Genomic DNA, 11,876 nt, shown 5'->3' with positions numbered 1-11,876 from the left:
TAATATCCTGTTAATAGACACTTAATACATGGTCAAAAACAAATGGAAACCATTTCACTATTAACAGCTTTATTGAATACTGCATAAAAGCAATGAAAATTCAAAGGCAAAAAATGAGCAATTTATAGGCAGGGTTATCCAATGGAAGATGATCAACTATGCCTCATTAAAAATCCACATTGAATTAAACCGACAGACTATTGAAAAAAGGAGATTATACTGAAAACAAAAGAGTTAAGCTATGGATAAACCGTGTAAAACTTTTTAAAAAAGCTCTGAATAAAAAAATCCAAACGTACCTTAGTAAAATTATTAACCGTTTTAACAGCATAATGAATACACCTAAAAAGGATTTAATTTTTTTCTTTTTTTTAATTGGTTCTATAATAGGTGTTAATAATCCTTGTTTGCAAGCTCAATCTGGAATTAAATCAGATGGCTACAACAAAATTTATTACGACAACGGAAATTTGGCCAGCGAGGGATTTTCCGAGCAAGGTAAACCCAACGGATATTGGAAAACATACCACGAAAATGGCAATATAAAGTCCGAGGGCAATCGAGTTGATTTTCAGCTTAGCGGAATTTGGAAATTTTACGATGAGGAAGGAAAGAAAATAAAGGAAATTACCTACGAGGACGGGCGAAAAAACGGTAAAACAAGGGATTTTAATGCTTCTGGTGCACTAACCCAGGTAACCGAGTATAAGAATGACAGCATCCATGGAATACGCCTTAACTATTTTCCAGATGGTAAACTAAAGCAGAAAACCCCTTATAAAGGCAATTTAAAGGACGGAGAGGCACGTATATACGCAAAGGAGGATGGAAGGGCTATTTGGTTAATAAGGTACGAGAAAGACGCTGTAATTAATCGAGAGGCCATAAATCGATTCAACGCTGAGGGCGAAAAAACTGGTTTATGGATAGAATTTCATCCCAATGAGGTTAAAAAGTTGGAGGGATCCTACCAAAATGGTAAGCGTGAGGGTATTTTTAAGGAGTACGATGAGAATGGTAAACTTTTAAACATCTACGATTATAGTAACGGTGAGCTAGTGGATAATGAAACCTCATTGGATGTTATTGAGCAGGACAAATACTATTATCCAAGCGGAAAAATTAAGCGTATAGAAACGAAACAGGGATCCAGAAAACAAGGATTTACCAAGACTTTTGATGAGGATGGAAATGTTATTCTTTCTCAGATTTTTATAAATGACACTTTATATGCGGAAGGCAATACCGACGAACTGGGAAGGAAGATAGGCCTTTGGAAATTCTATTGGAAAAATGGGAAGTTGAAATCAACCGGAAATTTTAATGTAGGATTAAAAAACGGTGCCTGGAAATACTATTTCGAAACCGGTGAATTGGAACAGGAAGGATTTTGGAAAAACGATAAACTCGATGGCGAGTGGATTTGGTATTTTAAAGACGGTAAAACCCGTTGTATAATGCATTTTGTGAATGGAAAGGAAGACGGAGATTACCTTGAATACGACCAGTATAATTACGTTGTAGCAGAAGGAAAATATGTAGAGGGCTTAAAGGATGGAACTTGGTATTATTCTGGAGGAGACCATGTGGAAAAAGGAAAATACCGCGATGGGCTCAAGGATGGAGTTTGGGAATACTACCATTACGAGATTGAGCCAGAGAGTTTAATGTTCAAAGGAAAATTTAGAGACGGAGCCCCAGATGGTTATCATGTTTATTATCATAAAAAGGACGTACCCTTTATGATAAAACAATACAAGGCTGGAATAAAAAATGGGGAATTTATCTGGTATTTCGAAGATGGCATGGAACGCTACAAGCTGCGTTACGAAATGGATGAGCTGAAATCTGTAAACGGAGTTCCATTTAAGAATATAGACGAGTACGTCGAATAAAAATCTGCACTCGTATAAAATAATTGATTGCTAGTGAGGGAATATTCACTTTCGCGCTTAAAATCTAATAGTGATAATTATTGGGTTACGCCCTCTTTAATCACTACATTTACAAATCCCTCAAATATCAATTATGTCAGGATTAAATGTATTAATCGCAGACTTAGAACCTATACCTGCTAAAGACCTTGAGCTAAATCTAAAAAAGCTTGGACATCAGGTAAGTGCCATGGTGCATTCAGGAGAAGATTTCAGCGATTTGTTGAAGTCTAAGAATCCAGACTTGATTTTTTTTGATCCACGTATAGAGTTAGAACAACCACTTTCGGATCTTTTAATCGAACTGTTTCCAAGCAAACGGCCTGCAGTTATTGCCTTATGTTCACCGCCCATTGATTCTGCTAAATTGCTTTGGATAAAAGAAAATTCACCAGAAAGCTATCTGTGCAAGCCGGGTAAACAATCTGAATTGGAAGCAGCAATTGCTGTAAGTGAAGCCTTAGTATCTAAGTTAAGCGACTTAGAGCTAAAATCTCAGTTATATCTTGATCTTTCCACAATGATGAATGGAGGAGATTCTTTCTTCATTAAGCATAAATCGCAACATAGAAAAGTCGCCCATTCAGATATTATTTTTGTTGAGGCGCTTAAGGATTATGTGGTAATTAACACTGCAGAGAAAAGGTATACCATTCACAGTACTATGAAGGATTTAGAGCGAAAACTTCCAAAATCCAAGTTCATTAGGGTACATAGATCTTTTATCGTCAACAGGGAGCATATTGCCTATGTAGATTACAGTGAGGTTGGAATACAAAATAGCGACAAAGTAGTTCCTATTGGTGGATCCTACCGAGAGGATCTCCAAGCAAGACTACAGTTTTTGTAAGGGATTAATCAAAGTTTTCGTAGACATCTACTAGGGAAAAATCCAGTTTTTTCTCAATTATATCGGCATTGAGAACCTTAACTAAAACACGATCTCCAAAGTGGATTTCGCGGCCGTAACGTTTTCCGACTAGTTTGTGTTTCCTGTCATCGAAATGATAATGATCGTCGTCCATGTTGTCTAAACTGACCAGACCTTCGCATTTAGTTTTTTCAAGCTCAACGAAAAAGCCCCAAGGGGTAATTCCCGTAACTACCCCGTCGAACTCCTCCCCTACATGCTCAACCATAAATAAAACTTGCATGTATTTAATGGAGGCCCTTTCGGCTTCGGTTGCATTTTTTTCTTGGTTGCTGCAGTGGCGGCATAACAGGGCAAACTCTTTTTCATAAGCACTTTTGCCCCCAGCTAAATAATGTTGTAATAACCGATGAACCATTACATCGGGATATCTTCTGATGGGGGATGTAAAGTGGGTGTAATGTTCAAAAGCTAATCCGTAGTGACCAATATTTTCGGTGCTGTATTCAGCTTTTGCCATGGATCGAATGGCGAGATTTTTAACAATGCCTTCGTATGATTTGCCTTCTACGGACTTTAAAAGACGATTTAAAGCGAATGCAGCGGCTTTTCCCTTAACGTGCTGTAGCTTGAGTCCAAAATAGCTTAAAAAGCTCTTTAAACTGGCTAATTTATCCTCGTCGGGTTTATCGTGTACACGGTATACAAAAGTCTTGGCTTTTCCTTCTTTTTTACCAATTTCTTCGGCAACCTTTCTATTGGCCAAAAGCATAAATTCTTCTATAAGCTTGTTGGCATCTTTGCTAGATTTTACCACAACCTCTTTCGGCTTTGCATTTTTGTCTAACACAAATTTCACTTCCTCTCCGCCGAATTCGATAGCCCCATTTTTAAGGCGCTTTTCTCTTAATTTTTTGGCTAATCCGTCTAGTAGAAGGATTTCTTTGTCAAGGTCGCCAGATTTTCCTTCAATTATTTCTTGAGCCTCCTCGTAAGCAAAACGTCTATTAGAATGGATAACAGTTTTACCAAACCACTTATCTAACACTTTGGCCTCATCGTTTAGGGTAAAGATTGCGGAGAACGCAAATCGATCTTCCTCGGGCCTTAACGAGCATAAATCGTTAGATAAAACTTCTGGAAGCATTGGTATAACTCGGTCCACCAAATAAACCGAAGTAGCCCTTTTGATGGCTTCTTTATCTAAGGCAGTATCGGGTTGTAGGAAATGGGTAACATCTGCGATATGAACACCAATTTCGTAGCATCCATTTTCCAAATATTTTACCGATAAGGCGTCATCAAAATCTTTGGCATCATGAGGATCTATCGTAAAGGTGGTTACATCTCGGTAATCCCTCCTATTTTTATATTCCTTTTTATGATCTTGTTTATATAGCTGATTCGCCTCTTCTACTACTTTTTTGGGGAATTTAGTCGGAAGATTATAGGTCGCAATAACCGCGTGAATTTCAGCTTCATTATCCCCTGGAAAGCCCAGTACTTGGATTATTTTACCGACTGGGTTTTTATCTGGATTTTTCCACTCCAAAAACTCCAAAACAACTTTTTGTCCATCCTCGATTTTTGATGGCATTGCCCCCTCGGGAACAAAGAAGTCTGCATTTATTTTTGGGTCATCTGGCTCAACAAAGGCGAATTTATCGTTGAGGTGTACAATACCAGTAAAAATTTTGCGGTTTCTTTCTACGATTTCAGTTACAAAGTACTCACTCCTTCCTCTTTTTGAGGCTGATTTTACTTTAACAATATCACCATCGAATGCGGTTCCGGTATTTCTAGCAGAGATAAAGAGGTCTTTACCATCTTCCATAATAAAGTAACCACTACCCTTTTTGGTAATTTCTATTTTTCCAACAAAGTTGCTTTTCTCTGGGTTTAGTTTAAACCTTCCCCTTCCATTGTCAACAAGAAATTCCTTTTCCACCAGGGTTTTTAGAATTTTTATAACGCGTTCTCGGGTAAGTTTGTCTCTAATTTCTAATCTTGAGGCTATCTGCTTGTAATTAAAACTCTGATGGGAGTGATATTTAAAAAGCTGTTTAATTCCCTTTTCGAGAAATTCGTTAATTTTTTGGTCGGATAGGGATTCTTTTTTTGCCATGTATGGTTAGACTGGATTTAAATTAGGACCAAGATAAATCAAACGGTCTGTAAAGATGTTACCTTAGTAAAAAGTTAAAATAGAAAAGTAAAATACCATGAATAAAAAGATTGAAGAAGCGTTGAATGAGCAAATTAGAACTGAGGCATCTTCATCTCAGGTGTATTTAGCCATGGCATGTTGGGCCGAAGTTAATGGTTATGACGGAACCTCCAAGTTTTTATACGCACATTCCGATGAAGAGCGTATGCATATGTTAAAACTGGTAAAATTCATCAATGAGCGTGGAGGAAAGGCTATTGTTCCTGCCTTAGATAAACCCGAAGCAAGCTTTAATTCGTTAGAGGAAGTTTTCAAAAAACTTTTCGAGCACGAAACCAAAGTGACTAACGAGATTAACAAAATTGTTCATTTGTGTTTGCAAGAAAACGACTACACCACCCACAACTTTTTGCAGTGGTACGTTAATGAGCAGCTAGAGGAAGAGGCTTTAGCACGAACCATTTTGGATAAATTGAGATTGTTAGACGGCGACAAGAGCGGTCTATATATGTTCGACAGAGATATTAGTGGGCTTTCTGTAGAAAGCGAAGCGAATACAGGAGCATAACTTATAGTTTAATCCTAAAATTGTAGCCCGGTTTATAGCGAACCGGGCTTTTTACTATATTGTTGGGTTTATCTCAATAGAATAGGGGCAAGTGGCAAGCAAAATGATTAACAAAATTAGAAATTGGTTGGTAGATGTTTTGGATGTCGATAGCGACAGAAAAAACAGAGCCATTAAGTTAATCTATGACTTCCTTCCCGATGAAATGGCCGATGAAATACTTAACGGCCAGAGGCCTAAGGCCAAGCACTATAGCTCGATTTCCGTAGTTTTTACCGACATAAAAAACTTCACCCAAATTTCAGAAACCTACCGACCTCAGGAGTTGGTGGAGATTTTAAATAAGTATTACTCCAAATTCGATGAGATATCCTCGCGATACAACGTAGAGCGAGTAAAAACCATTGGGGATAGTTACATGGGGGTTGCTGGATGCCCCACTCGAAGAAAGGATCATCCTGTTAGGGCCATACTTGCCGCACTAGAGATTCAAAACTGGATATTGGAGTTAGAGGAAAGATTTAAAAGTAATAACGAGGACTATATTGAGCTAAAAATTGGTGTAAATACTGGGGAAGCAGTTGCCGGAATTATTGGAAAATTTAGGCATGCATTCGATGTTTGGGGAGATACGGTAAATGTTGCTTTCCGCATGCAAGAAACATGCGAAGCCGGAAAAATTAATATCACAGAGCATACTTATAAACACATAGCACCTTTTTTCGAAGTTGAGGAAAGGGGATTAATTGAAACTAAGCGAAAGGGTCCTGTCAACATGTATTATGTTAAGGCCATTAAAAAGGAGCTTAGGTATAAAAGTGGTAAACCAAATCCTCGATTTTGGGAGCATGTAAAAATGAAATTCTACGGTAGGTTTCGCTTTTTTGAGATGGAGCGAGATGTTATGAAGTTCTTGGAAAAGAACCTACCAGAGAACTTGTATTACCACGGTATCCACCACACTAAATACGTAGCAAATGCCGCCGAGAAAATAGCTATAAAGGAGGGAGTAAGAGGCGAAGAGGTTTTTTTAATCAAAACCGCTGCTATTTTCCACGATGCAGGATTTATATGGAAGTATAAAGACAATGAAGAGCTGGGAGCTAAATTGGCTTCTGAAATGCTTCCTAAATACGGCTATACCGAGGAGCAAATTGCAGTTATTAAAAAGCTCATTCTCGCCACTCGCGTGCCGCAAACACCAAAGAATAAATTGGAGCAAATAATTTGCGATGCCGATTTGTTTTATCTCGGAAACCCCAAGTTTCACAATATTTCCGACACCTTGTACCGGGAACTAAACGAAAGGGGAGATATTGCTGACCATCAGCAGTGGGATAAAATCCAGGTTTGGTTTTTTAATGAGCACTATTATCACACGCCGTATGCCAAAAAAAAGGCGCTACCTGGTAAGGAGCGCCATCTGCGAGAAATTAGAGATCGATTACAGAATAACAATTATCCTGCAAAAACTCCACTATAAACTGTACTGTCTTTAGGATTTACAACCAATACGGGAATTTTCTCTGCATTTGTAATTACCCTTTGTTCCAGTTGAGAACCCAGGCGATTAAAAATTCCCAGTTCCGAAAGGTTCATTATGGTAATTAAATCCGCATTTTTTTCTCTACCCAATTCTGCAATTTCGTCGGCAAATTTTCCACCAGAGTGTTTACCGTGCGTAATGGTGTGTTTAACCTCTCTTTCGCTAAAGTATTTACTAGCATATTTAAGGTTAAGCTTTACTCTGTGGCCATAGTCTTCATCTGGCTCGTATGCTGTTATTAAATGTATGGTAGCCCCAAAATAAGAGCCCAAAGCTGCGGCGTAAGCGAACTTCTGCTTGGTAGCAGAATCTAGGGTAACAGGCACTATAATATCGTCGTACCCGCCTTCTTTCATTAGTTTTTCTTGAACAACAATAAACGGTACCTGAGATTCTTTAACCACCTTTAGTGCGTTAGATCCAGTAATAAACTGCATCCCCTTCATTCCATGGGTACCCATGAAAATTAAACTTGCATGAATTTCTTCAGCAAAGCCTTTTATGTCCTCGAATATAGATCCGGCTCTTACAACCGTTTCCACTACTAAATCCTTACTAATTTCTTTAACAAGCTTAATCTCGTCTTCTAGCTTACGTTCTGCTTCTGAGCGCTCAGATTCGTCTGATATAATATGAATTAGCCAAACCTCAGAATTAGTTGCTTTAGCCGTATAGGCGGCATGGTTTATGGCACATTCTGCAACCTTGGTAAAATCAGTAGCGACAAGTAGTTTTCTTCTAGACATTATTATAGGTTAAGCGTTGATTAAAGCCAAATATACAGAAGAAATACCACCAATAACATACTGTACGCCAATACTCATAACAATAAACCCCATGATTCTGGACAAAGATTTAAATCCAGCTTCCCCGAGAAATGCTATAATCTTTGGTGATATACGTAGGATAAAATAGGTTAGGGCTGCAGTAAGTACAATAACTCCCGCAACGATAACATATTGAGCAGCGCTGTGGTACTCTTCATTTATACCAATTAAATATGAAATAGACCCCGGACCAGCTAGCATAGGAATTGCTAATGGTGTAAGGGTTATATCTTCTTTTTCTAAAGCTTCTTTTTTTAGTTTGCTATCTATACTTCGGTTTTTTTCGAATTCGCCTTTTAATAGAGAGGTTCCTGAATTAAATATGATAATTCCCCCTGCAATACGAAGGGCATCAACGGTAATTCCAAAAAACTTTAGAATATAAACCCCAGTAAAAAAGGATACGAGTAGGATTAAGCAGAAGTAAATAGCGGCTTTTAAAGCAATTTGAGATCTCGAAGCGGGTGTTTCTCTACCCGTTAAAGCCATAAATACTGGCATAGTTCCAAATGGGTTAACCACCGAAAACAAACCTGCAATTAGGGATAGGAATAAACTGAAATCTACACTATTGAAATTCATATTTCTATAGAATTCAAAACCGAATTTTAGGGTAAAGCTATTAAAAGAAAGCTTGCTTATTAAATGAAATTAATTTCAAAAAGCTGGGTTAAATGCCCCTTGAGTTTTTCTTTTACCTCTTCCATATCCAATTTTCTTCCAAGTTCTCTTTCCATCGAGCTAACATCTTTATCATCGATGCCACAAGGAACTATGTTTTTAAAGTAATCGAGGTTAGAATTTACATTAAAGGCAAAGCCATGCATGGTTACCCAGCGCGAACATTTTACGCCAATAGCACATATTTTTCTTGCCTTAGCGGGGTCTTCCTCATCAATCCAAACACCAGTGTATTTGTCTATTCTTCCACCCTTTATTCCATATTCTGCAAGGGTTAGGATTACCGCCTCTTCAATGGTTCGTAAATAGCGATGGATATCGGTAAAAAACTGATCCAAGTCCAAAATGGGATAACCCACAATTTGACCCGGTCCGTGGTAGGTAATATCACCACCTCTATTGATATGATAGTAAGTAGCTCCCTTTTCTTTTAACCCCTGATCATCCAACAAAAGATGCTCCTTTTTACCACTTTTTCCAAGTGTATAAACATGGGGATGCTCTACAAAAATGAGATGATTATTGGGGTGAATTTGTTCGGCTTCTGAAAGGTCTCTGTTTTTAACTTTTTCAGCAATAATGGCGTCGAATAACTCGGTTTGATAATCCCAAGTTTCCTTATAGTCTTTTGTTCCTAAATCGGTAAAAACAGTGTTGCGCATTATATCTTGGCCAGAGTACCTTTTAAAAAGTCTATTACTTTAACTTCAATAGGATCAACTTTTCTAAGTTCTGCAAGGTAAACAGATATCCAATCTCCCAGGTGAATGTGGTACAAGGAGCGCTGCACTCTGCTCGATCCTTTTGAGTTTATATCGATAATATTGTCCGTATGACGGCCCATTATTTCTCCAGAAATCTTAAATCTTTCTTTGGTCCTTTTATGCTCGTCTTCGTTGCGAAGATTTAAGACAGCGATTTCTTTATGGCCGCCAGCCCATCCAACTAACTCGTTATGATTCATTTCTGGCAGAACGTGGTGCCAGCAAAGAATTTTTGCATTCTCATTAAGCTGTTGCCTCAGCCTAATTGCAACGCCCTCGTACATGGCCTCGGTATAAATAACCACCTGCTTGTGGTGGATTTTTTCAGCACATGACTTCGCAGTTGCTTTAATTTCATCAAGGTTCGCTTGCAACATTTCGCAGGCAGATGAAATTTCTTTAAACGGAGCGAATTGTGCCACCCCAACTTGTTTCATTAGAACCGTTAGCTGGGTTAGGCTATAACCGATAGCTGCTCTGGGAGGTAAGCCTCCAGGTATTTGAATAAAATCTATGTTTTTTGCCTTGGCTAAATCTATTAGTTTTCCACCCGAAGAAATACAGAACAAAGTGGCTCCTCTTGCAATGGCTTCATCAACAGACTCCAATGTTTCCTCAGTATTACCGCTATAAGAGCACGCAACAACTAAAGTATCTTTCCCTACAAAGTTGGGAAGACTGTAGTTGCTGTTAGAATAAATGGGTACCTGCGACTCATTCGCAACCCACTGAGAAACAATTCTTCCCCCAATACCAGATCCGCCTAAACCGGTAATCACAACGTTTTTAAAGGTCTTACTCCCAGTGTATTTGATTCCTTCTGCTATTTTAAGCCCTTCTCCTACGTGATTAAAAAAATCTGCTACTAATTCCTTCATGGGGTACTAAAATTTGGACCAAAGTAAAGAATAAATGCCTTTATAAGGGTGGATTTTAATCAGTTTGACCTCCCTTAACTTTATTGCTAGCGGTCAATATATATCTTTGCGAAAAATTTTAAGCATGGCCCAGCAAATCAGCGAGCAAGAAAGCATAAGAAGGGAAGCCTTAGTAGAATTGAGAAAATTAGGGATAGATCCTTTTCCAGCTGCTGAATTTTCAACCACACATTATGCAACCGATATCTTAAGGGGGTTTGACGATAATCCTGAAGGGTACAAGGAGGTAGTAATCGCCGGTAGGTTAATGTCTCGCAGAATTATGGGGAAGGCCAGCTTTGCCGAAATTCTTGATGCTTCTGGAAGAATTCAGGTTTACATATCTAGAGATGATATAGCTCCTGAAGAAGATAAAAGCTTGTACAATACGGTATTTAAGAAGCTTCTTGATATTGGGGATTTCATTGGGATAAAAGGATTTGTATTTAAAACTAAAACTGGTCATACCTCTGTACATGCTACAGAATTAACCGTTTTAGCTAAATCTATAAAACCATTACCGCTGCCTAAAACAGATGCTGATGGTAATGTTCACGACGCCTTTACCGATCCCGAATTAAGATACAGAAGACGATACGTTGATTTAGTAGTTAATCCAAAGGTTAAAGAGACCTTTAAGGTTCGTACCAAGGCAATAAACGCCATGCGAAACTTTTTTAACGAAAAAGGTTACCTGGAGGTTGAAACTCCAATTCTTCAGCCGATACCAGGTGGTGCTGCTGCCAGACCTTTTGTGACCCATCATAATGCACTGGATATTCCGTTGTACCTGCGTATTGCAAATGAACTTTATCTAAAACGACTTATAGTAGGTGGTTTTGATGGGGTTTACGAGTTTGCAAAAGACTTTAGAAACGAAGGAATGGATAGAACCCATAACCCTGAGTTTACGGTTATGGAAATTTATGTTGCCTACAAGGATTACTTGTGGATGATGGATTTTACCGAGAAAATGATCCAACATGTGGTTACATCGGTAAAAGACAGTACGGTTGTAAAAATCGGAAATAATGAAATTGATTTTGGCAAGCCTTTCCAACGTTTAACTATGACCGATGCCATAAAGAAATATGCAGGCGTAGATATTACAGGTAAGAATGAGGAAGAGCTTATGCAAGTTGCAAAAGACCTTGGAGTTGAGGTGGATAGCAGCATGGGTAAAGGAAAATTGATTGATGAAATTTTTGGTGAGAAATGCGAGCACCACTTGATCCAACCTACATTTATTATGGATTATCCCGTGGAAATGAGCCCGCTATGTAAGCGCCATAGAGATAATCCTGAGCTTACCGAACGTTTCGAGCTGATTGTAAATGGTAAAGAAATCGCCAATGCATATTCCGAGTTAAATGATCCAATTGATCAATTGGGAAGATTCAAAGAGCAGCTTGAGCTTTCTGAAAAAGGTGACGAGGAAGCCATGTTTATCGATCACGATTTTGTTAGAGCATTAGAATACGGAATGCCACCAACTTCGGGCATGGGAATTGGAATAGATCGTTTTATAATGCTACTTACCAATAACAGCTCCATACAAGAAGTGTTATTCTTCCCGCAAATGAGACCAGAAACTAAATAAA

General features: G+C 38.4%; 10 protein-coding genes. 5 read left to right on the top strand and 5 right to left on the bottom strand.

The genetic code is table 11. The features are described 5' to 3' along the window. Nucleotides 1–200: 200 nt before the first annotated feature. Nucleotides 201–1,895, top strand: a complete 1,695-nt coding sequence (locus FRX97_RS01665) for a toxin-antitoxin system YwqK family antitoxin (protein WP_147012717.1) — start codon at nucleotides 201–203, stop codon at nucleotides 1,893–1,895. 133 nt (nucleotides 1,896–2,028) lie between these two features. Then, complete coding sequence (locus tag FRX97_RS01660; RefSeq protein ID WP_147012715.1) at nucleotides 2,029–2,784, top strand: LytR/AlgR family response regulator transcription factor; 756 nt, start codon at nucleotides 2,029–2,031, stop codon at nucleotides 2,782–2,784. A gap of 4 nt (nucleotides 2,785–2,788) precedes the next feature. On the opposite strand, the gene rnr is transcribed toward FRX97_RS01660, so the two are convergent. Further along, nucleotides 2,789–4,930, bottom strand: coding sequence for a ribonuclease R (gene rnr, locus FRX97_RS01655; protein ID WP_147012713.1), 2,142 nt, complete (start codon nucleotides 4,928–4,930; stop codon nucleotides 2,789–2,791). Between the two features lie 97 nt (nucleotides 4,931–5,027). On the opposite strand from rnr, the gene FRX97_RS01650 reads away from it, so the two are divergent. Both FRX97_RS01650 and FRX97_RS01645 read left to right on the top strand, forming a co-directional pair. Further along, complete coding sequence (locus FRX97_RS01650) at nucleotides 5,028–5,540, top strand: ferritin (RefSeq protein ID WP_147012711.1); 513 nt, start codon at nucleotides 5,028–5,030, stop codon at nucleotides 5,538–5,540. A 103-nt stretch (nucleotides 5,541–5,643) separates the two neighbouring features. Further along, nucleotides 5,644–7,023, top strand: a complete 1,380-nt coding sequence (locus FRX97_RS01645) for an adenylate/guanylate cyclase domain-containing protein (protein ID WP_147012709.1) — start codon at nucleotides 5,644–5,646, stop codon at nucleotides 7,021–7,023. On the opposite strand, the gene FRX97_RS01640 is transcribed toward FRX97_RS01645, so the two are convergent. The 4 genes from FRX97_RS01640 to FRX97_RS01625 are packed head-to-tail and all read right to left on the bottom strand — an operon-like array spanning nucleotide 6,999 to nucleotide 10,236. Then, nucleotides 6,999–7,832, bottom strand: a complete 834-nt coding sequence (locus FRX97_RS01640) for a universal stress protein (RefSeq protein ID WP_147012707.1) — start codon at nucleotides 7,830–7,832, stop codon at nucleotides 6,999–7,001. The genes FRX97_RS01645 and FRX97_RS01640 overlap by 25 nt on opposite strands. 9 nt (nucleotides 7,833–7,841) lie before the next feature. Further along, nucleotides 7,842–8,495, bottom strand: coding sequence for a MarC family protein (locus tag FRX97_RS01635; RefSeq protein WP_147012705.1), 654 nt, complete (start codon nucleotides 8,493–8,495; stop codon nucleotides 7,842–7,844). A 59-nt stretch (nucleotides 8,496–8,554) separates the two neighbouring features. Further along, nucleotides 8,555–9,259, bottom strand: coding sequence for a lipoyl(octanoyl) transferase LipB (gene lipB, locus FRX97_RS01630; RefSeq protein ID WP_394348721.1), 705 nt, complete (start codon nucleotides 9,257–9,259; stop codon nucleotides 8,555–8,557). Continuing rightward, nucleotides 9,256–10,236: a bifunctional phosphoglucose/phosphomannose isomerase gene (locus FRX97_RS01625; RefSeq protein WP_147012701.1), complete on the bottom strand. Its 981-nt coding sequence runs from the start codon at nucleotides 10,234–10,236 to the stop codon at nucleotides 9,256–9,258. Before FRX97_RS01625 ends, lipB begins: the two co-directional genes overlap by 4 nt. A 124-nt stretch (nucleotides 10,237–10,360) precedes the next feature. Between FRX97_RS01625 and lysS the strand changes: the two genes are divergently transcribed. After that, on the top strand, nucleotides 10,361–11,875 hold the full coding sequence (lysS, locus tag FRX97_RS01620) for a lysine--tRNA ligase (RefSeq protein WP_147012699.1): 1,515 nt from the start codon (nucleotides 10,361–10,363) through the stop codon (nucleotides 11,873–11,875). Nucleotide 11,876: the final 1 nt, after the last annotated feature.

Origin of the sequence: Luteibaculum oceani (assembly GCF_007995015.1) — a bacterium.
Taxonomy (GTDB): Bacteria; Bacteroidota; Bacteroidia; order Flavobacteriales_D; family Luteibaculaceae; genus Luteibaculum; species Luteibaculum oceani.
Note: the sequence above shows the minus strand (reverse complement) of the source record. Positions and strands in the feature narration are given on the sequence as shown.

Coding starts and splice junctions, on each gene's coding strand:
- FRX97_RS01660 (WP_147012715.1), top strand. CDS start 2,029: ATGTCAGGATTAAATGTATTAATCGCAGACTTAGAACCTATACCTGCT.
- rnr (WP_147012713.1), bottom strand. CDS start 4,930: ATGGCAAAAAAAGAATCCCTATCCGACCAAAAAATTAACGAATTTCTC.
- FRX97_RS01650 (WP_147012711.1), top strand. CDS start 5,028: ATGAATAAAAAGATTGAAGAAGCGTTGAATGAGCAAATTAGAACTGAG.
- FRX97_RS01645 (WP_147012709.1), top strand. CDS start 5,644: ATGATTAACAAAATTAGAAATTGGTTGGTAGATGTTTTGGATGTCGAT.
- FRX97_RS01640 (WP_147012707.1), bottom strand. CDS start 7,832: ATGTCTAGAAGAAAACTACTTGTCGCTACTGATTTTACCAAGGTTGCA.
- FRX97_RS01635 (WP_147012705.1), bottom strand. CDS start 8,495: ATGAATTTCAATAGTGTAGATTTCAGTTTATTCCTATCCCTAATTGCA.
- FRX97_RS01625 (WP_147012701.1), bottom strand. CDS start 10,236: ATGAAGGAATTAGTAGCAGATTTTTTTAATCACGTAGGAGAAGGGCTT.
- lysS (WP_147012699.1), top strand. CDS start 10,361: ATGGCCCAGCAAATCAGCGAGCAAGAAAGCATAAGAAGGGAAGCCTTA.